Genomic DNA, 19,510 nt, shown 5'->3' with positions numbered 1-19,510 from the left:
CGCCCATGCCCCTGGACCTCCGCGCCCTGCCCGCGCCACTGGACCCCGCGCTCGTCGAACGACTGCGGACGGTCGACTTCCCCACCCTCGGCCACTATCTGGAGGAGGGCTTCTGCGCGCCCGCGCTCCAGCGGGTGGCGGGGACCGGCAAGCTCGTCGGGCGGGCGGTGACGGTCCGGACCACCGCCACCGACTCCACCGTGCTCCACCATGCGGCGGGGCTGGTCGAACCCGGCGACGTGGTCGTGGTCGACACCGGCGGCGACCGGCGCCACGCCCCGCTGGGCGAGGTGGTGGTCAACGCGCTCGCCGCCCGCGGCGCGGCCGGCGCCGTCGTCGACGGTCTGTGCACCGACGTGGACGCGCTGCGGGCGGTGGGCCTCCCGGTGTACGCCCTCGGCCGCACCTCGCTGACCACCAAGCTCCACGGAATCGCGGACGGCTCGCTGTGCGCCCCCATCACCTGCGGCGGTGTCCCCGTGCACCCCGGCGACCTGGTGCTCGGCGACGCCAACGGCCTGATCATCGCGCCGGCCGGACGCCTCGCCGAGGTACTGGACGAGGCGATCGAGGACGACGCCGAGGAACCCGCCCTCATCGCCGAACTCCACCGGGGCAAGCCCCTCGGCACCCTCACCGGCGCCACCGAGACCCTGAGAACCCTGGGCGCCCTCAACTGACTCCCGGCTCCACCCTCTTCCTCGAAAGGACCACCGTGTTTCTGAAAGCCGCCGTCAACGGCGGGCGCTCCAGGACCGAGCACCCCACCGTCCCGGTCACCGCCGAGCAGATCGCCGCCGACACCGCGGCCGTCCTCGCCGCCGGAGCGGATGTCGTCCACTTCCATGTACGCACCCCGGACGGCGGCCAGAGCATCCACCCCGAGGCCCTCGCCGAGGTGCTGCGCGCGATCCGGGCCACCGCGCCCGGCGCGGTGGTCGGCACCACCACCGGCCTGTGGACCTGCTCCGGCCCCGAGGAGCGCTACGCGCTCGTCAAGGCATGGGACGTCCTCCCCGACTTCGCCTCCGTCGCGTTCTGCGAGGAGGGCGCGGCCGACACCGCCCGACTGGTCGTGGAGCGGGGCATGGTGCTGGAGAGCGCCGTCTGGACGATGGACGACGTCCCCGCCCTCCTGGCATCGCCCACCCTGCACGACAACGTACGGATCCTGATCGAGCCGGTGGAGGAGGACCCCGAGGAGGCGGTCACGGCCGCCCGCGCGATGGCCGGACGCATCCTCGCCGCCGGGGTGACCTGCCCGATCCTCTACCACGGCGAGGGCCCGACGGTCTGGCCCCTGGTCCACGCCGCCGCCGAGGACGGCCACCAGACCCGAATCGGCTTCGAGGACGGCACCGACCTCCCCGACGGAACCACGGCCCGGGACAACGCGACTCTGGTACGAGCGGTACGCGAACTGACGACCGACAACTGACAGATGACGCACAAAGGCCGGTTCCGAACACCCCCGGGCCCGGCCTTGCCCCCGCCCTGGCACACGTCATGCCCACGGCGGCGTGACTTCCTCCGGCTCAGCTGAAGGCGATGACGACTGCGACGGCATCGGGCCGTCAGTCGGCTCGGGTGACGGCCCGTCCGCCGGCGCGGAGGGGTCCGTGGGCTCCGGTGCCGCCTCTGCAGGATCGGGAGAAGGACCGCTGCCTTCCCCACCCGAGGTGGGAGCGGACGGATCCGCCGTCGCGGCCGCACGTTCTGCACCTGCGTCTGCGTGCCGACGGTGTCGGCGACAGGCAGCACCTCGACCACGTCCGCGATCTGTGCGGGGTCCTCGCTCGGGGAGGCGGACCCCTCCGGCGTCACCGTGCCCGGCTCCCCTGGGGTGGGCCTCGCTCAGATCGACGGTCGCCTCGGCGGCGGCAGGCCACTTCGGCGCCGGGAGCGCCTTGCCCGCCTCCTCCCGCCGCTGAGCGGGGACCGACCCCGATCCGCTGAGGCGAGATCAAGTGCCGGCTGACTCGGTCCCCGACCTGTCCCCCAGAACGACCGAAGGCCGGTCAGAACGACCGAAGGCCGGTTTCGGATGCCTCCGAAACCGGCCTTGTCTGTGACTCTCACGAGTCGGGACGACAGGATTTGAACCTGCGACCCCTTGACCCCCAGTCAAGTGCGCTACCAAGCTGCGCCACGTCCCGCCGCGTTCCCGTGGTGGTCCACGTGATCGCGCCGGGAGTACTTTACCTCACGGCGGGAGGTGAGCCGGTCACGCACAATCGTCGTATGGAGCCTCTCAGCGCATCGGACGACGGTACGGCGGCGGGCACGGAGCGGGACCGGGACGGTGCGGGGCGGGCCCGCAACGCCCGGCCCCGTGACGGGCTCGGGCGTCCGCTGCCGTACGGGGCGACGGGGGTGGAGCGGCAGCCGGAAGGGGTCGTGCGGACTCCGGAGCGGACGGTGGCCGAGGCGCAGGCGCTGCTGGACGCGGGGAGGCCGTTCCACGCGCACGAGGTGTTCGAGGACGCCTGGAAGTCCCGGCCGGACGACGAGCGGAGCCTGTGGCGGGGCCTCGCGCAGCTCGCCGTCGGGCTCACCCACGCCGCTCGCGGCAACCCGACCGGCGGGGCCCGGCTGCTGCGGCGCGGCGCGGGCGCGATCGGGGAATGGGCGGCGGAGTCGGGGCGGGCGGTGCCGTACGGGATGGATCTCGGGGGGCTGGCCGACTGGGCACGGGCGTTGGCCACCGAGGTGGAGGAGAGCGCGGCGACGGTGGACGCGGCGGCTCGGGCACCGCGGCTGGGCGGCGGGCGGTAGGGGGCGGGGGGGGTGACTCCGCCGCCCACCGGCGGTCGCTCGTCGGCTTCTCGTCCGGCCGCCGACGTCACTGTCAGTGCCGTACGGCACACTCGGGAGCGTGCGAAAGATTCATGTCATCGGTATCGGCGCGGGCGACCCCGAGCAGCTCACCCTCCAGGCGGTCAGGGCGCTGCGCGGCACGGACGTGTTCTTCCTGCTCGACAAGGGCGAGGTGAAATCGGATCTCACGGGGCTGCGTCGGGAGATGCTGGACACGCACATACCGGGGGGCGGGTACCGGGTCGTGGAGGCGCGGGACCCGGAGCGGGACCGGCGTGCGGGCGGCGCGGCGTACTCCCCGGCCGTCGGGGACTGGCGCAGCGCGCGGGCCGACATCTACGAGCGGCTGATCACCGACGAGCTGGCCGAGGGCGGGACGGGCGCGTTCCTGGTGTGGGGCGACCCCGCGTTGTACGACAGCACGCTCGGGATCCTGGAGGAGGTCCTGGACCGGGGCGCGGTCGCCTTCGAGTACGACGTGATCCCCGGGATCAGCAGTGTCTCGGCGCTGGTCGCCCGGCATCGCACGGGGCTGAACCGGGTGGCGCGGCCGGTGCAGATCACCACGGGCCGCAGACTGGCGGAGGGTTTCCCGGAGGGCGTGGACGACGTGGTCGTGATGCTCGACGCCCACCAGGTGTTCCGGCGGTACGCGGACCAGGACATCGACATCTACTGGGGTGCGTACATCGGCACGCCCGACGAGATCCTCGCCTCGGGGCCGATCGCCGAGGCCGCGCCGCGGATCGAGCGGCTGCGGGCGGAGGCACGCGAGCGCAAGGGGTGGATCATGGACACCTATCTGCTGAGACGCCGTCGCGGGGAGGACTGACCGGCGGCCGGGTCCCGGTACCCGGGCGGACGGCTCTGACGTGCGGTGACGGTGCCGCGATGTGATCGTGGCCGCGTGACCGTCGCCGAGGAGACCGCCCCGCCCGCAGCGCAGCCGCCGGTGCTCGACCCCCGGCGGCGGAACATCGTCTTCGTCACGATCCTGCTCGGTGTGCTGCTGGCCGCCCTCGACCAGACCATCGTGGGCACGGCGCTGCCGACGATCGTCTCGGACCTCGGTGGTGCCGAGCACATGTCGTGGGTGGTCACGTCGTATCTTCTCGCGGAGACGGTGGCGACCGTCCTGGTGGGCAAGTTCGGCGACCTGTTCGGCCGCAAGGTGGTCTTCCAGGTCTCGGCGATCGTGTTCATCACCGGCTCGTTCCTGTGCGGCCTCGCCTCCAACATGACCCTGCTGATCATCTGGCGCGGTATGCAGGGCATCGGGGCGGGCGGGCTGATGGTGACGGCGATGGCGCTGATCGCCGATGTGATCCCGCTGCGGGAGCGCGGCAAGTACCAGGGCGCGATCGGTGCGGTCTTCGGGGTGGCCACGGTCATCGGGCCCCTGCTGGGCGGGCTGTTCACGGATCATCTGACGTGGCGCTGGGCGTTCTACATCAATGTGCCGATCGCGATCGCCGTGGTGTTCGCGGCGGCCCGCACCATCCCGGTGGTGAAGTCGGCGTCCCGGCCGGTGATCGACTATCTCGGCATCGCACTGGTCGCGGTCGGCGCGAGCGCGCTGATCCTGGCGACGAGTTGGGGCGGCAACCAGTACGCGTGGGGCTCCGGCGTGGTCGTCGGGCTGTTCGTGGGCGGGCTCGTCGCGCTCGGGCTGTTCTGCTGGGTGGAGACCCGTGCCGCCGAACCGATGCTGCCGATGCGGCTCTTCGGCAACCCGGTGTTCACGGTGTGCTCGGTGCTCAGTTTCGTCGTCGGCTTCGCGATGCTCGGCGCGATGACCTTCCTGCCGACCTATCTCCAGTACGTCGACGGTGACTCGGCCACCGTCTCCGGCGTCCGCACCCTGCCGATGGTGTTCGGGCTGCTCATCGCGTCGGTGTTCAGCGGCAATGTGGTCAGCAAGACGGGCCGGTACCGGATCTTCCCCATCGTCGGCACGCTGGTGATGGGCGTCGGCCTGTATCTGATGTCCCTGATGGGGCCGGGCACGGGGGTCTGGCTGGAGTCGCTGTACATGTTCGTCCTGGGCACCGGCATCGGGCTGGGCATGCAGGTGCTCACCATCGCCGTGCAGAACACCGTCGACTACGCCGATCTCGGCACCGCGACCTCCGGTGTCACCTTCTTCCGTACGCTGGGTTCCTCGTTCGGCACCGCCGTGTTCGGCACGATCTACACCAACTCCCTCGCCCCTCACCTGCGCGACGGCATCGCGTCCGCGACGGCCACCGGCGCCGCCGACCCGCAGACGGTGGCGCGGGCGGCGACCAGCCCCGAGGGGTTGCACCGGCTGCCCGCCGAGGCGGCGGCGCCGATCATCCAGGCGTACGCCGACACCTTGCAGACCGTGTTCCGCTGGACCGTGCCGGTCGCGGCACTGGGTTTCGTCGTCGCCCTGTTCCTCAGGCAGGTGCGGTTGCGTGACAGTGCGCGGCTGTCGTCCACGGACATGGGCGAAGGCTTCGGGCAGCCCCATGACGCCGACTCGCGGCGGGTGCTGGAGGCGTCGGTGTGCCGGATCCTGGGCGGCACCGATCTGGACACCGCGCGCCGGCTCGTGCTCGCCTCGGACACCCGGCTGGATGTGGCGGGCGCGTGGGCCGTGATGCAGGTGGAACTCTTCGACCGCATGGTCGGCCATGCCAGTCTGGGGCTGATCGCGGCCCGCCGCCATATGCCGCCCGAAGTGCTGCTGCCGGTCTTCGACCGGATGGTGGAGGAGGGTTATCTGACGCGCCACGGCTCCCTGCTCTCCCACACCGCGGCCGGTGCCCGTGAGGCCCGGGTGCTCACCGGTGCCTGGGGCGCCTGGCTGGAGGAACGGGTCCAGGAGGACATCGGGCGCCCGGGCGGCAAGGAGTTGCGGGCCGCCGTCGACGCCATGGCCAAGCGGCTGCTGGTGGAGGACCTCAGCCAGGTCCTGCCGCTGCGCTCCGGCCGCCCGGCGCAGGGCACGGCACCGGTGTGACGGGGGTGGTGTGCCCTCGGAGGGCCCCCTCGTGCGGGGGTGGGCTCACTGCGGCGGTGGTGTACGTCCGCCGGCGCCCGGGAGCGACCCCAGCCACTCCAGTGCCCCCGCCACGTCCGGCACCACGGTCACGCCCGGTGGCAGCGGGGGGCGTTCCACCACGACGACCGGGAGCCCGGCGTCCCGTGCCGCCGTCAGTTTCGCCTCGGTCGCCGCTCCCCCGCTGTCCTTGGTGACGAGGACGTCGATCCGGTGTTCGCGGAGCAGCGCGGACTCGTCGGCGACGGTGAACGGGCCCCGGGCGAGGATCACTCGGGTGTGCGGCGGCATGGGTGGCTCGGGCGGCTCCACGGACCGTACGACGAAGTGGAGGTCGGTGAGAGGGGCGAAGGCGGCGAGGCCGAGGCGGCCGGTGGTGAGAAAGGCGCGGTGGCCGAGGGTGGGGAGGAGGTCGGCCGCGGCGGAGAGGGTGCGGACCGGGTGCCAGTGGTCGCCGGGGGCGGGCCGCCAGCCGGGGCGGCGGAGCGCCAGCGCCGGGAGGCCGGTGTCGGCGGCGGCACGTGCCGCGTGCGCGGTGATGGTCGCGGCGAAGGGGTGGGTGGCGTCCACGACCGCGTCCACGGCGTGCACGCGCAGCCACCGGGCCAGGCCCTCGGCCCCGCCGAACCCGCCGACGCGCAGTTCCCCCGCCACCGGTCCCGGCCGGCTGACCCGGCCGGCCAGCGAGGTGGTCACCCGGACACCGGGGCGGGCGGCCAGTGCGGTGGCGAGCGCGCGGGCCTCGGCGGTGCCGCCGAGGACGAGGATGTGCGGGGACATGGCGTTGAGCGTACTGATCGGTTCAGGACAGCAGGAGCTGGGCCCCGCCCACGACCGTCGCCGCGATCACGAGTCGTTCGAAGAGTCGCTGGTTGATCCGGTTCACAGCCCATTTGCCGATCAACGCACCCGGCAGCACGAACACCACCAGTGCCGCGTCCAGCAGCAGCGACCGGCCGTCGATCAGCCCCAGTCCGGCACTGAACGGCACCTTGGACACATTCACGATCAGGAAGAAGAACGCCGACGTCCCGAGGAACCCCAGCTTCCGGAAGCCCGCCGACAGCAGATACATCGACATCACCGGTCCGCCCGCGTTGGCGACCATGGTGGTGAAGCCGCTGAGCACCCCGTACGACCGGGCCTTCATCCGGCCCGCGCGGGTCGTGATCCCGTCGGGGGCGGGCTCCCGCTCGGCCTGTCTCTCCTGGCGCCGGCGCCACATCGTGACGCCCGCCATCACCAGCAGGATCACACCGATGGAGGTCCGTACCTGGGCGTCGTCCGCCCACACCAGGAACACGGTGCCGACCACCACCCCAGCGCCGACCGCCGGGAACAGCCGCCACAGGGTGGGCCAGTGGGCGTGCCGCCGGTAGACGAGGACGGCGATCAGGTCCCCGACGATGAGCACCGGCAGCAGGATGCCGGTGGAGGCGCGGGCGGGCAGTACGGCGGCGAAGATGGCGAGGCTGACCGTGTTGGCCCCGCTCACCGCGGTCTTGGAGAAGCCGACGAGCAGTGCGGCGAAGGCGAGTGCGGCGAATTCCCAGCCGGATATGTGCCAGAGCGTCATCGTGTCCATGCGGACACCGATGCTAGGCCCACGCATCTGCGCGGCGGTAGGCGTGTCTCGACTGCCGAACCCGCCGCGGCCTCACCCCGGCCCACCCGCACTCACCCCGGCCCCCGCTCACCCGCACTCACCCTGACCCGCCCCGCTCACCCTCACCCTCCCCCGCTCACCCCCGTTCCACGAGTACCGCGCTCCCCTGTCCCACCCCCACGCACATGGTGGCGAGTCCGCGCGTGGCGCCGGTGCGGCGCATGCGGTGGAGGAGGGTGGTGAGGATCCGGGCGCCGGAGGAGCCGAGGGGGTGGCCGAGGGCGATGGCGCCGCCGGTGGGGTTCACGAGGTCCGGGTCGAGGCCCAGCCGCTCCACACTGGCGACGGCCTGCGCGGCGAACGCCTCGTTGACCTCGGCCTCCTGGATCTCCCCGATACTCCATCGCAGACGGGCCAGTGCCTTCCGCGTGGCGGGCACCGGCCCGATCCCCATGACGTCGGGATGGACGCCGGCGCTGGCCCCGGCGACGTACCGGCCCATCGACTCCAGGCCGAGTTCCTCCAGGGCGTCCTCGCTGACCAGGAGCAGCCCCGCGGCGCCGTCGTTCATCGGTGCCGCGTTGCCCGCGGTGACCGTGCCGCCCGGCCGGAAGACGGGCTTGAGCCGGGCGAGTCTCTCCTGCGAGGTGTCCTCGCGGATGGACTCGTCGGCGGTGACGACGACACCGTCCGGGCGCTCGACGGGGAGGAGTTCGGCCTGGAAGAGGCCGTTCTCGCGGGCTTCCGCGGCGCGCAGTTGGCTGCGCAGGGCGAAGGCGTCCTGCCGCTCGCGGGTGACGCCGTACCGGGTGGCGACCTCCTCGGCGGTCTCCCCCATGGCGAGCACGCCGTGCAGGGCGCGCATCCGGGGGTTGACCAGGCGCCAGCCGAGCCGGGTGTCGGCGGTCTCCATCTGCCGGGGGAGGGCCTCGTCGGGGCGGGCCAGGACGTAGGGGGCGCGGCTCATGGACTCCGAACCGCCCGCGAGCACGATGTCGGCCTCGCCCGCGGCGATGGCACGGGCGGCCGTGGTGACCGCCTCCAGGCCGGAGGCGCACAGCCGGTTGACGGTGGCGCCGGGGACGGTGTCGGGGAGACCGGCGAGGAGGGCGGCCATGCGGGCGACATTGCGGTTGTCCTCGCCGGCCTGGTTGGCGGCGCCCCAGTAGATGTCGTCGACACGGGCCGGGTCGAGGGCGGGCACCTCGGCCATGAGGCCGCGGACCACTGCGGCGGCGAGATCGTCGGGCCGCACGGAGGACAGGGCTCCGCGCAGTCGGCCGATGGGGGTGCGGCGGGCGGCTGCGAAATGGACGGGACGCACGGCAGGTCTCCTGACCGACGGGCCACGGGGTCCACGGAATCCGCGGGATCCGCATCCACGGGATCCGCGTCCGCAGGATCCGCATTCACGGGATCCGCTGGATCCGCGACCCCCCTTTAATTAGCGCTGCTAGTTTCTGACTATAAGCCTCCCTCGACCCCACGGAGAAGGGCGGACGGGCCCACCCGGCGAACCCCGGATGCCGAACTCCCGGATGCCGAACTCCCGGATGACGGGATGCCGAGGGGCACACCGCCACGGCTGGCCGAAAACCGGCCGCTGTCAGCCGCGTCCGCCGTGCCAGACTGCGACGGACGCCCAGCGGGGCGGCACCGTACGACCGAGCATGAGGAGCGCCCTGTGACCGGGACCGAGCCGACCGGCCCACTGATCGACACCACCAGGCCGCATCCGGCCCGGGTGTACGACTGGTATCTCGGCGGCAAGGACAACTACCCGGTCGACGAGGAACTCGGCCACCGGATCATGTCCATCGACACCGGCGCCCCGCGCGCCGCCCGCAGCAACCGCTGGTTCATGCACCGGGCGATCCGGCTCCTCGCCCGGCAGGAAGGAATCAGCCAGTTCCTCGACATCGGTTCCGGCATCCCGACCGAGCCCAATCTCCATCAGATAGCCCAGAACGTGACGCCCGAGGCGCGGATCGTGTATGTCGACAACGACCCGATCGTGCTCGCCCACGCCGCGGCGCTGCTGCGCGGTACCCCGCAGGGGGTGACCGACTACGTCCAGGCCGACGCGCGGGATCCGGAGCGGATCCTCGAACAGGCCGGGCGCGTCCTCGACCTGGACCGGCCCGTCGCGCTGTCGCTGATCGCGCTGCTGCACTTCATCGCGGACGAGGACGGCGCCCAGCATCTGGTCAGCACCATGGTCGACGCGCTCGCGCCGGGGAGTTTCCTGGTGCTGTCGGCGCTGACCGCCGACTTCGAACCGGAGAACGTCCAGCGCGGTATCGAGGCGTACACGGCCGGCGGGGTCACTCTCGTCGCCCGTTCGCAGAGCGAATTCGGCGCGCTCTTCAAGGGCCTCGAACTGGTGGCGCCGGGGATCGTGGCGCTGCCCGCCTGGCACCCCGAGCTGGCCGTGGACGAGTCGGACATCGGCGACGGCCCGGTGTCGCTGTACGGGGCGGTCGGCCGCAAACCCTGACGGCCGCGGGCGGCTACAGCGCCACGCCCGGCAGCCGCAGGGCTCGCGCGATGGTGCGCAGCACGCCGTTCTCGTTGTTGGACGGACAGACCTGGCGGGCGCACTTCGCGATGTCGGGGTGGGCGTTGGCGACCGCGTAGGACCAGTCGGCGGCCTCCAGCATCTCCAGGTCGTTGAGGTAGTCGCCGAAGACCATGGTCTGCGCGGGCGTGATGCCCAGTTCCCGCTGGAGGCGGCGTACGGCGGCGCCCTTGTGGGCGGTGCGGTTCATGACGTCCACCCAGTGCGCGCCGGAGATCACGACCTGGTGGGTGTCGGCGAAGTCCGTCAGCGCGGGTGCGGTGGCACGGGCGACGGGGCCGAAGTCGAAGAGGGCGACCTTGAGGATGTCGTCGTCGATCGCGGTGGCGTCCGTCACGACCTGGTGCTCCACGTAGTACTTGCGCACCTCGGCGAGGAACGGCCCGTCGGCCCGCTCGACGTAGGCGGCGCGCTTGCCGCAGACGACGGCGCCGACGTTCACCCCGGACGCCGCCAGGTCCCGTACCGTCCGCACGATCCTCGGGGCGACCCCGGGCTCCAGCGGGTCGGAGCTGATCTCCACCCCGTCACGGACCACATACGCACCGTTCTCGGCGATGAACACCATGCCGCGGGCGGCCGGCCGGAACTCCCGGGCGAGGGTCGCGTACTGCCGCCCGCTCGCCGGGCAGAACAGCACTCCGCGCTCGCGCAGCAGTTCCAGCACCGTCCACAGGTGCCGCGGGGTCTGCTTGGCGTCGTCCAGGAGCGTGCCGTCCATGTCCGTGACGATGAGCCGGATGTCGGCCGGGCCGTCCGCGGCCTCCGGCGTGGAACGCAGGGGCGAGGGGGTGCGGAACAAGGGCATGAGCTGTTTCCTGTGGGATGCGGCGATGGACAAGCGGCCATTGTAAATGTCCCTCCCCGGACCCCGGACGACCAGGGCGGGAGCCCCGACCGGAGCTCCGCCGTTCCCGGGACAGCCGATCATGGGCGCGGCACAATGACGGCACGGCCGGTGGGGCGCGGCGGCCCCGGGGCGAGGAGGACGGACGACATGAGCGAGAGCCGGGCCCCGGTACGGAGGACGGACGACACGAGCAAGAGCCGGACCCCGGTGCGGGAGGCGGCGCCGGTGCGACCCGTGGCCCACAGCGCGCGGGTCTGGAACTACTGGTGCGGTGGCCGGGACAACTACGAGGTGGACGAGCGGGTCGGTGACGAGGTCGCCGCGCTGTTCCCGGTGATCCGAGACGTGGCCCGCGCGAACCGGGCGTTCCTGGGCCGGGCGGTGCGATTCCTGGCGGGCGAGTGCGGGGTGCGGCAGTTCCTGGACCTCGGCACCGGGCTGCCGACCGGCGACAACACGCACGAGGTGGCACAGCGGGTCGCGCCGGACGCACGGATCGTGTACGTCGACAACGACCCGACCGTGCTGATGTACGCCCGCGCCCTGCTGACCGGCACCGACGCGGGCGCCACGGACTACCTCGACGCCGACGTGCGCGAACCGGACGCGCTGGTCGAGCGGGCGGCCGAGACCCTTGACCTGGGGCGTCCCGTCGCCGTGCTGATGCTGGGGGTCCTGAACTTCGTGCAGGACACCGAGGAGGCCCGGTCCATCGTGCGCCGGGTCATGGCCGCGCTCCCGTCCGGCAGTCATCTGGCGCTGAGCCATCCCACGGCCGACCTCGCCCTCGGTGGCGAGGGCCAGATCTCGGCGATGGCGTACTGGAACGAGCACGCCCGGCCCCCGATACGGGCCCGCGACCGCGCCGCGACGGCATCCCTGTTCGAGGGACTCGAACTGCTGGAGCCGGGCCTCGTGTCGTGCTCGGCGTGGCGCCCGTTGTCCCAAGCACCCGCCGTGGTACCGCAGTTCGGGGCCGTGGCCGTGAAGCCCTGACCCGGCGCAGCGCCGGATCGACGAACCGCCCTGGAGGCCGTATGACCACCCTTGCCGATCCCGTTCCCGGTGGCCGTCCCGGGGAGGTGGAGCGGGCCGTGGGCCTGGCCGCCGAGCTGGCCGGGCGCGGGGTGCACGGTGTCGTGCTCTCCTACGTCGACACGGCGGGCGTCGGCCGGGTCAAGACGATCCCGGCGGGCAAGCTCGCCGGCGCGGCGGCCTGGGGCGTCGGGATGTCCCCGGTGTTCGACACCTTCCTCGCCAACGACGCGATCGTCTCCACGGACGTCCTGGGCTCCCCGGACGGCGATCTCCGGCTGTACCCCGACCTCGACCAGCTGACCGTGCTGTCGGCACAGCCCGGCTGGGCGTGGGCGCCGGTGGACCGGATCACCCAGGACGGCGAGCGGCACCCGGGCTGCTCCCGCACCTTCCTGCGCCGGCTGACGGCCGAGGCGGCGCGGGAGCACGGGCTGGACTTCCGGGCGGGCGTGGAGATCGAGTGGACACTCGCCGTGCCCCCGGGTCCGGACGGGGACTTCGTACCGGTGGCGACCGGCCCGGCGTACGGCGCCGTGCGGCAGGTGGAGCTGAGCGACTACGCGGCGGAACTGCTGGCGGCGTGCGCGGCGCAGGGCCTGGACGTGGACCAGTTCCACCCCGAGTACGCGGCCGGTCAGTTCGAACTGGCGATGGCGCCGCTGGACCCGGTGGCGGCGGCCGACCGCAGTGTGCTGGCCCGGCAGACGATCCGCGCGGTGGCCCGGCGCCACGGTCTCGCCGTCTCCTTCGCGCCCGCCGTCCGGGCCGAGGGCGTCGGCAACGGCGGCCATCTCCACCTCTCCGCGTGGCGGGCCGGCGTGAACCTCCACACCGGCGGCGACCGGCGGCACGGGCTGACCGCCGAGGCCGAGTCGTTCACGGCCGGTGTCCTCGCCCGGCTGCCCGCGCTGACCGCCGTCACCGCGCCCAGCCCGGCGAGCTATCTGCGGCTCAGGCCGTCCCAGTGGGCCGGGGTCTTCACGGCCTGGGGCCTGGAGACCCGCGAGGCCGGGTTACGGCTGATCAGGGGCACGGCGGGGCTGCGCGGCCAGGCCGCCAATCTGGAGGTCAAGCCGGTCGACCTGGCCGCCAACCCGTATCTCGCGCTCGGTTGCGCGATCGCCGCGGGACTGGACGGCATCGCCGCGGGCGCCACGCTGCCCGAGGAGACCACCGGGGACCCGGCCCGGCTCGACCCCGCCGAGGCGAAGGCCAGGGGGGTGCGCAGACTGCCGGTGTCGCTGGCGGAGGCCGTGGCGGAGTTCCGCGGGGACACGGTGCTGCGGGCCGCGCTGGGCCCGGTCCTCGCGGACGCGGTGATCGCCGTGCGCGAGGGCGAGAGCGCGGCCGTGGCCGGGCTGGATGACGAGCGGGTGGCGGCGGCCTACCGGTGGAAGTACTGAGATGGCGGCCGTGCGCGAGGCGCTGGACGCGCTGGCGCTGGTGGATCACCACTGCCACGGGGTCGTCACCGGCGATCTCACCCCCGAGGGCTTCGAGGGGCTGCTCACCGAGGGCGACCCGTGGCCCGGCGTGTCCCTGTTCGACACCCCGGTGGGCACCGCCGTGCGCCGTCACTGCGCCCCGCTGCTCGATCTGCCGGCGCACGCGCCGCCCGGGGAGTATCTGCGCCGCCGGGCCGACCTGGGCGCGGCCGAGGTCGGCCGGCGCTTCCTGACGGCCTCCCGCACGGAGGTGTTCTGCGTCGACACCGGGTACGCGCCCGAGCGGCTGACCCCGCCGGACGCCCTGGCGCAGGCGGCGGGCGCGGCGAGCGGCGCACCGGCGGTGGCGTACGAGGTCGTACGGCTGGAGGGTGTCGCGGAGCGGGTGGCGGCCGACGGGGTGGAGGCGGGCGAGTACGGCGACACCGTGCGCTCGGCCTGGCTGGAGGCGGTACGGCGGCCGGGGGTGGTGGGGGTGAAGTCGGTGGCGGCGTACCGGACCGGCTTCGCTCTCGACCCGGCCCGCCCCGCGGAGCAGGAGGTCACCGCGGCGGCCCGGCGCTGGCTGGAGCGGGGCGGGCGGCTGGAGGATCCCGTGCTCGTCCGCCATCTGCTGTGGACCGCCGTCGACCTGGGACTGCCGCTCCAGTTGCACACCGGGTTCGGGGACAACGACATCCGGCTGCACCGGGTCGACCCCACGCATCTGACCGACTGGCTGCATCTGACCGCGGGCACGATCCCGGTACTGCTCCTGCACTGCTGGCCGTACCAGCGGCAGGCCGGCTACCTGGCCGCCGTCTTCGAACAGGTGTACCTGGATGTGGGGCTCACCCTGCATCATGTGGGTCCGGTGCGGGCACGCGCGGTGCTGGAGGAGGCGCTGGAGATCACCCCGTACCGCAAACTGCTCTACAGCTCCGACGCCTTCGGGCTCGCGGAGTTCTACCATCTCGGCGCGCTCGCCTTCCGGCGCGGGCTCGCCGAACTGCTCCAGGACCGTGTGGACGCGGGCGAGACCGCTCTCGCGGACGCGCTGCGGCTCGCCCGGTGGGCGGGCCGGGACAACGCCCGCCGGATCTACCGGATTCCCTCCGACACCTGAAAGTATGATCAAGCAATGTCTGATATGACCGAGACCACGCCCGGCTGGCTGAGCCCCGACGAGCTGGAACTGGCCCGCGCCCAGATGCCGATCCTGTACGTCGAGGCGGTGCCGGTGCGGGTGGACGACAGCGGCGAGGTCGTCAGCATCGGCCTGCTGCTGCGCATCGGCCCGGACGGCACGGTCAGCCGGACCCTGGTGTCCGGCCGGGTGCTGCTGCACGAGCGGGTGCGGGACGCCCTGGTGCGCCATCTGGAGAAGGACCTCGGCCCGGTGGCCCTGCCCCGCATCCCCACCGCGCTCCAGCCGTTCACGGTCGCGGAGTACTTCCCGACCGTGGGCGTCACCCCGTACCACGACCCGCGCCAGCACGCCGTCTCCCTGGCGTACGTCGTCCCGGTCACGGGTGACTGCCGGCCGCGGCAGGACGCGCTGGACCTGGTGTGGTTCAGCCCGCGGGAGGCCGCCTCGGAGGCCGTGCACAGCGAGATGCCTGGCGGGCACAGCGCGCTGCTACGGCAAGCGCTCGCGCACGTGGGCGTCGGCCTCTGAGCCCCGGCCGTCCCCCTTCCCCTCCGCCTCCCCCCCTCCCCTCCCCCTTCCTCTCCGCCCTTCCCCTCCGGACGACCGCGCCCACCGGCTGCCGCCCTCCCCGCCGCCCCGGCACACAAGGGGTGGCAAAACCTCCCGAAAGGTACAGAAGTCAACGAACCACACATTGCTCGGGAGTGAGAATCACCGCAGGTCAGACCTGATATGTAGATCATCTGACCAAGATTTTCTGGACAACGTACAAAGCTCGAACGACTTCTTTTCTTGAACCCCTCACGTTCGAGCGGATAGGTTGGCGTCGTGACCGCAGCCCAGCCCTCGGCCGGTGTCGGCCGAGGTGTTGATCCGGCCCCTCCCCTCCGCATTTCCTGAGCACCGACCAAGCACGTTCGGAAGGATTCCCATGGCTGAGAACCCCGATGCGATCGTCACCGACCCGAAGGCGGAGGGCACCGAGGGCTGCCCCGTCGCCCACGGGCGTGCCGCGCACCCGACGCAGGGCGGTGGCAACCGCCAGTGGTGGCCGGAGCGGCTCAATCTGAAGATCCTTGCCAAGAACCAGCCCGTGACGAACCCGCTGGGCGAGGAGTTCGACTACGCGGCGGCCTTCGCGTCACTCGACCTCGCGGCCGTGAAACAGGACATCGCCGAGGTGCTGACGACGTCCCAGGACTGGTGGCCCGCCGACTTCGGCAACTACGGCCCGCTGATGATCCGTATGGCGTGGCACAGCGCGGGCACCTACCGCATCAGCGACGGCCGCGGGGGCGCGGGCGCCGGTCAGCAGCGTTTCGCCCCGCTGAACAGCTGGCCGGACAACGCGAGCCTGGACAAGGCCCGCCGACTGCTGTGGCCGGTCAAGAAGAAGTACGGCCAGTCCCTCTCCTGGGCCGACCTGATGGTCCTCACCGGCAATGTGGCGCTGGAGACGATGGGCTTCGAGACCTTCGGCTTCGGCGGTGGCCGCGAGGACGTGTGGGAGGCGGAGGAGGACGTCTACTGGGGCCCCGAGACCACCTGGCTCGGTGACGAGCGCTACACCGGCGACCGTGAGCTGGAGAACCCGCTCGGCGCGGTCCAGATGGGCCTGATCTACGTCAACCCGGAGGGCCCCAACGGCAACCCGGACCCGATCGCCGCGGCCCGCGACATCCGCGAGACGTTCCGCCGGATGGCGATGAACGACGAGGAGACCGTCGCGCTGATCGCCGGTGGCCACACCTTCGGCAAGACCCACGGCGCGGGCCCGGCGGACAACGTCGGCGCCGACCCCGAGGACGCCCCGATGGAGCAGCTCGGCCTCGGCTGGCGGAGCACGTACGGCACGGGCGTCGGCAAGGACGCCATCACCTCGGGTCTGGAGGTCACCTGGACCACCACCCCGACACGGTGGAGCAACGGCTTCTTCAAGAACCTCTTCGAGTACGAGTACGAGCTGTCGAAGAGCCCGGCCGGCGCGAACCAGTGGGTGGCCAAGGACGCCCCGGAGATCGTCCCGGACGCGTTCGACGCCGACAAGAAGCACCGCCCGACGATGCTCACCACCGACCTGTCGCTGAAGTTCGACCCGATCTACGAGCCGATCTCCCGCCGGTTCTACGAGAACCCGGCGGAGTTCGCCGACGCGTTCGCCCGCGCCTGGTACAAGCTGACCCACCGTGACATGGGCCCGAAGTCGCTGTACCTCGGCCCGGAGGTCCCCGCCGAGACCCTGCTGTGGCAGGACCCGCTGCCCGAGGCCGAGGGCCAGCCGCTGGACACCGCCGACGTCGCGGCGCTCAAGGCCAAGATCCTCGCCTCGGACCTGACCGTGTCGCAGCTGGTCAAGGCCGCCTGGGGCGCGGCCTCCACCTTCCGCGGCAGCGACAAGCGCGGTGGCGCCAACGGTGCCCGGATCCGTCTGGAGCCGCAGCGCGGCTGGGCGGTCAACGACCCCGACGAGCTGGCCCAGGTGCTGCGCGTCCTGGAGTCCGTGCAGAGCGAGTTCAACTCCGGCGCCAAGAAGGTCTCCCTCGCCGACCTCATCGTCCTCGGCGGCAGCGCGGCCGTGGAGAAGGCGGCCAAGGACGGCGGCGTGGAGATCGAGGTGCCGTTCTCCCCGGGCCGTGTCGACGCCACCGACGAGCACACCGACGCCGAGTCGTTCGCCGCGCTGGAGCCGGCGTACGACGGCTTCCGCAACTACGTCGGCAAGGGCAACCGCCTGCCGGCCGAGTACCTGCTGCTGGACCGGGCGAACCTGCTCACGCTGAGCGCCCCCGAGACGACCGTGCTGGTCGGCGGTCTGCGGGTGCTGGGCGCCAACCAGGGCGGCTCGAAGCACGGTGCGCTCACCGAGCGGCCGGGCACGCTGACGAACGACTTCTTCGTCAACCTGCTCGACCTGGACACCACCTGGAAGTCCACGTCCGAGGACCAGACCACGTTCGAGGGCCGTGCCGCCTCCGGCGCGGTCAAGTGGACCGGCACCCGTGCCGACCTGGTCTTCGGCTCCAACTCCGAGCTGCGGGCCCTCGCGGAGGTGTACGCGAGCGACGACGCCAAGGAGAAGTTCGTGAAGGACTTCGTCGCCGCGTGGGCCAAGGTCATGGACCTGGACCGCTTCGATCTGGCCTGATCAGCGACCGCTCAGCTCGCCTCGGATCGCATCGGATCGGCAGGGAGCGGCAGGCTGATGAGATCCGAGTGAATCTCGTGTGATCGCTCTGGCATTCGAGTCCGGGTCGGCCCGTTCGGGTCGGCCCGGTCCTCATTCCGAGCCCCGTTTCCGGGAACGGCCGACCCCGTCCCGGGAGTTGTACGGGCAGACACCGGCACAGGAAAGGTCCAGCATGATCATCTTCGGTACCAAGGGATACCTCTACCAGCTGGCGATCCTCACGCTGGTCTGCGGAAGCTGCGGAAATCCGGCGGCGCACACGCTGAGGAAGCGGGTCACCAAGTTCTCCCTGTTCTTCGTCCCGCTCTTCCCCGTCTCCACGAAGTACATGACGCAGTGCACGTTCTGCGGCGCCGAGCAGAAGGTGACCAAGGAGCAGGCCGATCGGCTGGAGGCACAGTCCGCGGCGGGCGGCGGCCCCGGCGGACAGGTGGGTGGCCAGATGGACGGACAGGCGCGGCAGCAGCCCTACGGCTCCTGAGCGGAGACTGATCTCCTGCCCGCGGGCCGGCTTCCGGTGCGCGGGCTGCATCGAAGGATGCAGTCCTGATTCGTCCATGGGCAGGAAGAGGACGGCCCGGACACCCGAGACGCTGGTGTCATGTCCGAGAACACGCGGGTGGCCAGGGCCGCCCCGACCGATCTCCAGGCTCCCCGGGGCCGACTGCCCGTCCTCGACGTACTGCGAGGCGTGGCGATCCTCGGCACGCTCATGACGAACGTGTGGATCTTCGCCTCGCCCGGCTCGGAGTGGGCGTTCCTCCAGGGCATGCCCCAGGCCGATCCGCTGGAGGAGCCTGCCGAGGCGGTCTTCCGGTTCCTCGCGGACGGCAAGTTCCTGGCGATGCTGACCATGCTGTTCGGGGTCGGCCTGGCCATCCAGTACGACTCGGCGCGGCGGCGCGGAACCGACTGGCCGCGCGGCTACCGGCCCCGGGCGCTGTTCCTGTTCGCCGAGGGAACCGTGCACTTCGTGCTGGTCTTCGGCTTCGACGTGCTGATGGGGTACGCGCTCACCGCACTGCTCGCCGCCCGGCTGCTGGTGCGCTCCGAGCGCCGCCGCCGGGTGATCATGTGGACGTCGGTGGGGCTGCACACGGCGTTGATGGCGCTGATCACCGTGGCCCTGCTGGCAGAGCGTTCCCCGGCGGAGCCGGGCCCCGGGGCGGAGCGGGCGGAGCGGGTGTACGCCGAGGGGAGCTGGTTCGACCAGATCGCCTTCCGGCTGGACAACGCGCTCGCGCTGCGCATGGAGCCGGTGATCTCCTTCGGCCTGCTGCTGTTCCTGTTCCTGCTGGGCGTGCGGCTGTACCGGGCCGGAGTGTTCGCCGCGACCGACCGGGGACGTGTGCTGCGCGCCCGGCTGGCGTGCTGGGGCCTGGGGATCGGGCTGCCCTTCAACGCGACCGTCGCCCTGGCCGGCGAGGACTTCTTCTTCCTGGCCCGCTATGTGGCCGCGCCCGTCGTGGCCCTCGGCTATCTCGGGCTCGTCGGTGTGCTGCTGGACCGCGCCTGGCTGCCCGCGCCGGCGGTGAGCGCGCTGAGCGCGGTCGGACGTACCGCGCTGACCTGCTACGTGCTCCAGAACGTGCTGGCCATGCTGGCCTGCTACGGCATCGGCCTCGGCCTGGCCGAGCGGTACGGGGAGAACGGGCCGTGGTGGGTGATGGGGCTGTGGGCCGTGATCTGCGCGGTGCTGGTCGCCTTCGCCACGGGGTGGCTGCGCCGCTTCTCGCACGGGCCGCTGGAGTCTGTGCAGCGGTGGGCGTTGCGGCGCTGAGAGTTGGGTTGGGGGTTGGGGTTGGGGTTGGGGGTTGGGGTTGGGGGTTGGGGAC

17 protein-coding genes and 1 tRNA gene are annotated in these 19,510 nt (G+C 72.2%); 13 read left to right on the top strand and 5 right to left on the bottom strand.

Annotation, left to right across the window (positions count from 1 at the left end; genetic code table 11):
- Positions 1-5: 5 nt before the first annotated feature.
- Complete coding sequence (locus tag ACIQNG_RS08150) at positions 6-680, top strand: RraA family protein (RefSeq protein ID WP_401483210.1); 675 nt, start codon at positions 6-8, stop codon at positions 678-680.
- A gap of 35 nt (positions 681-715) precedes the next feature.
- Positions 716-1,438: a 3-keto-5-aminohexanoate cleavage protein gene (locus ACIQNG_RS08145; RefSeq protein ID WP_401483208.1), complete on the top strand. Its 723-nt coding sequence runs from the start codon at positions 716-718 to the stop codon at positions 1,436-1,438.
- Positions 1,439-2,082: 644 nt separating this feature from the next.
- On the opposite strand, the gene ACIQNG_RS08140 is transcribed toward ACIQNG_RS08145, so the two are convergent.
- Positions 2,083-2,156: transfer RNA gene (locus ACIQNG_RS08140), tRNA-Pro, on the bottom strand.
- An 85-nt stretch (positions 2,157-2,241) separates the two neighbouring features.
- Between ACIQNG_RS08140 and ACIQNG_RS08135 the strand changes: the two genes are divergently transcribed.
- The 3 genes from ACIQNG_RS08135 (at position 2,242) to ACIQNG_RS08125 (ending at position 5,803) form a co-directional block, all read left to right on the top strand.
- On the top strand, positions 2,242-2,775 hold the full coding sequence (locus ACIQNG_RS08135) for a DUF309 domain-containing protein (RefSeq protein WP_401483206.1): 534 nt from the start codon (positions 2,242-2,244) through the stop codon (positions 2,773-2,775).
- Between the two features lie 100 nt (positions 2,776-2,875).
- Complete coding sequence (gene cobF, locus ACIQNG_RS08130) at positions 2,876-3,649, top strand: precorrin-6A synthase (deacetylating) (protein ID WP_401483204.1); 774 nt, start codon at positions 2,876-2,878, stop codon at positions 3,647-3,649.
- A gap of 75 nt (positions 3,650-3,724) precedes the next feature.
- On the top strand, positions 3,725-5,803 hold the full coding sequence (locus tag ACIQNG_RS08125) for an MDR family MFS transporter (RefSeq protein ID WP_401424417.1): 2,079 nt from the start codon (positions 3,725-3,727) through the stop codon (positions 5,801-5,803).
- A gap of 45 nt (positions 5,804-5,848) precedes the next feature.
- Here ACIQNG_RS08125 and ACIQNG_RS08120 read toward each other — a convergent pair whose 3' ends face one another.
- The 3 genes from ACIQNG_RS08120 to ACIQNG_RS08110 form a co-directional block, all read right to left on the bottom strand.
- Positions 5,849-6,622: a cobalt-precorrin-6A reductase gene (locus ACIQNG_RS08120; RefSeq protein WP_401483203.1), complete on the bottom strand. Its 774-nt coding sequence runs from the start codon at positions 6,620-6,622 to the stop codon at positions 5,849-5,851.
- Positions 6,623-6,644: 22 nt separating this feature from the next.
- Complete coding sequence (locus ACIQNG_RS08115; protein WP_401483201.1) at positions 6,645-7,427, bottom strand: sulfite exporter TauE/SafE family protein; 783 nt, start codon at positions 7,425-7,427, stop codon at positions 6,645-6,647.
- Positions 7,428-7,584: 157 nt separating this feature from the next.
- Positions 7,585-8,772, bottom strand: a complete 1,188-nt coding sequence (locus tag ACIQNG_RS08110; protein ID WP_401483199.1) for a thiolase family protein — start codon at positions 8,770-8,772, stop codon at positions 7,585-7,587.
- A gap of 360 nt (positions 8,773-9,132) precedes the next feature.
- Here ACIQNG_RS08110 and ACIQNG_RS08105 point away from each other — a divergent pair, with 360 nt between their 5' ends.
- Positions 9,133-9,945 (top strand): SAM-dependent methyltransferase, encoded by an 813-nt coding sequence (locus ACIQNG_RS08105; protein ID WP_401424421.1) that lies wholly within the window; start codon positions 9,133-9,135, stop codon positions 9,943-9,945.
- Between the two features lie 13 nt (positions 9,946-9,958).
- Here the strand turns inward: ACIQNG_RS08105 and ACIQNG_RS08100 are convergent, their stop codons facing one another.
- Positions 9,959-10,834: a Cof-type HAD-IIB family hydrolase gene (locus tag ACIQNG_RS08100; RefSeq protein WP_401483857.1), complete on the bottom strand. Its 876-nt coding sequence runs from the start codon at positions 10,832-10,834 to the stop codon at positions 9,959-9,961.
- Positions 10,835-11,023: 189 nt separating this feature from the next.
- Here ACIQNG_RS08100 and ACIQNG_RS08095 point away from each other — a divergent pair, with 189 nt between their 5' ends.
- The 7 genes from ACIQNG_RS08095 to ACIQNG_RS08065 all read left to right on the top strand — a co-directional run bounded on the left by ACIQNG_RS08095 (position 11,024) and on the right by ACIQNG_RS08065 (position 19,455).
- Positions 11,024-11,872: an SAM-dependent methyltransferase gene (locus tag ACIQNG_RS08095; protein WP_401483196.1), complete on the top strand. Its 849-nt coding sequence runs from the start codon at positions 11,024-11,026 to the stop codon at positions 11,870-11,872.
- A 41-nt stretch (positions 11,873-11,913) separates the two neighbouring features.
- Positions 11,914-13,317 carry a glutamine synthetase gene (locus tag ACIQNG_RS08090; RefSeq protein ID WP_401483194.1) on the top strand — a complete coding sequence of 468 codons (1,404 nt, stop codon included), beginning with the start codon at positions 11,914-11,916 and terminating at the stop codon, positions 13,315-13,317.
- Between the two features lies 1 nt (position 13,318).
- Positions 13,319-14,464 carry an amidohydrolase family protein gene (locus ACIQNG_RS08085; RefSeq protein WP_401483193.1) on the top strand — a complete coding sequence of 382 codons (1,146 nt, stop codon included), beginning with the start codon at positions 13,319-13,321 and terminating at the stop codon, positions 14,462-14,464.
- A gap of 24 nt (positions 14,465-14,488) precedes the next feature.
- Complete coding sequence (locus ACIQNG_RS08080; protein WP_401425129.1) at positions 14,489-15,016, top strand: NUDIX hydrolase family protein; 528 nt, start codon at positions 14,489-14,491, stop codon at positions 15,014-15,016.
- A gap of 403 nt (positions 15,017-15,419) precedes the next feature.
- On the top strand, positions 15,420-17,633 hold the full coding sequence (gene katG / locus ACIQNG_RS08075) for a catalase/peroxidase HPI (protein ID WP_401424425.1): 2,214 nt from the start codon (positions 15,420-15,422) through the stop codon (positions 17,631-17,633).
- Between the two features lie 214 nt (positions 17,634-17,847).
- Positions 17,848-18,156: a zinc-ribbon domain-containing protein gene (locus ACIQNG_RS08070; protein WP_401483191.1), complete on the top strand. Its 309-nt coding sequence runs from the start codon at positions 17,848-17,850 to the stop codon at positions 18,154-18,156.
- Positions 18,157-18,276: 120 nt separating this feature from the next.
- Positions 18,277-19,455 (top strand): DUF418 domain-containing protein, encoded by a 1,179-nt coding sequence (locus ACIQNG_RS08065; RefSeq protein ID WP_401483189.1) that lies wholly within the window; start codon positions 18,277-18,279, stop codon positions 19,453-19,455.
- Positions 19,456-19,510 lie beyond the last annotated feature (55 nt).

The sequence above is a fragment of the Streptomyces sp. NPDC091377 genome (genome assembly GCF_044757045.1).
GTDB lineage: Bacteria > Actinomycetota > Actinomycetes > Streptomycetales > Streptomycetaceae > Streptomyces.
This window is presented reverse-complemented; position numbering and strand designations above follow the sequence as displayed.

Coding starts and splice junctions, on each gene's coding strand:
- ACIQNG_RS08115 (WP_401483201.1), bottom strand. CDS start 7,427: ATGGACACGATGACGCTCTGGCACATATCCGGCTGGGAATTCGCCGCA.
- ACIQNG_RS08095 (WP_401483196.1), top strand. CDS start 11,024: ATGAGCGAGAGCCGGGCCCCGGTACGGAGGACGGACGACACGAGCAAG.
- ACIQNG_RS08100 (WP_401483857.1), bottom strand. CDS start 10,834: ATGCCCTTGTTCCGCACCCCCTCGCCCCTGCGTTCCACGCCGGAGGCC.
- ACIQNG_RS08120 (WP_401483203.1), bottom strand. CDS start 6,622: ATGTCCCCGCACATCCTCGTCCTCGGCGGCACCGCCGAGGCCCGCGCG.
- ACIQNG_RS08080 (WP_401425129.1), top strand. CDS start 14,489: ATGACCGAGACCACGCCCGGCTGGCTGAGCCCCGACGAGCTGGAACTG.
- ACIQNG_RS08135 (WP_401483206.1), top strand. CDS start 2,242: ATGGAGCCTCTCAGCGCATCGGACGACGGTACGGCGGCGGGCACGGAG.
- ACIQNG_RS08150 (WP_401483210.1), top strand. CDS start 6: ATGCCCCTGGACCTCCGCGCCCTGCCCGCGCCACTGGACCCCGCGCTC.
- ACIQNG_RS08085 (WP_401483193.1), top strand. CDS start 13,319: ATGGCGGCCGTGCGCGAGGCGCTGGACGCGCTGGCGCTGGTGGATCAC.
- ACIQNG_RS08090 (WP_401483194.1), top strand. CDS start 11,914: ATGACCACCCTTGCCGATCCCGTTCCCGGTGGCCGTCCCGGGGAGGTG.
- katG (WP_401424425.1), top strand. CDS start 15,420: ATGGCTGAGAACCCCGATGCGATCGTCACCGACCCGAAGGCGGAGGGC.
- ACIQNG_RS08065 (WP_401483189.1), top strand. CDS start 18,277: ATGTCCGAGAACACGCGGGTGGCCAGGGCCGCCCCGACCGATCTCCAG.
- ACIQNG_RS08070 (WP_401483191.1), top strand. CDS start 17,848: ATGATCATCTTCGGTACCAAGGGATACCTCTACCAGCTGGCGATCCTC.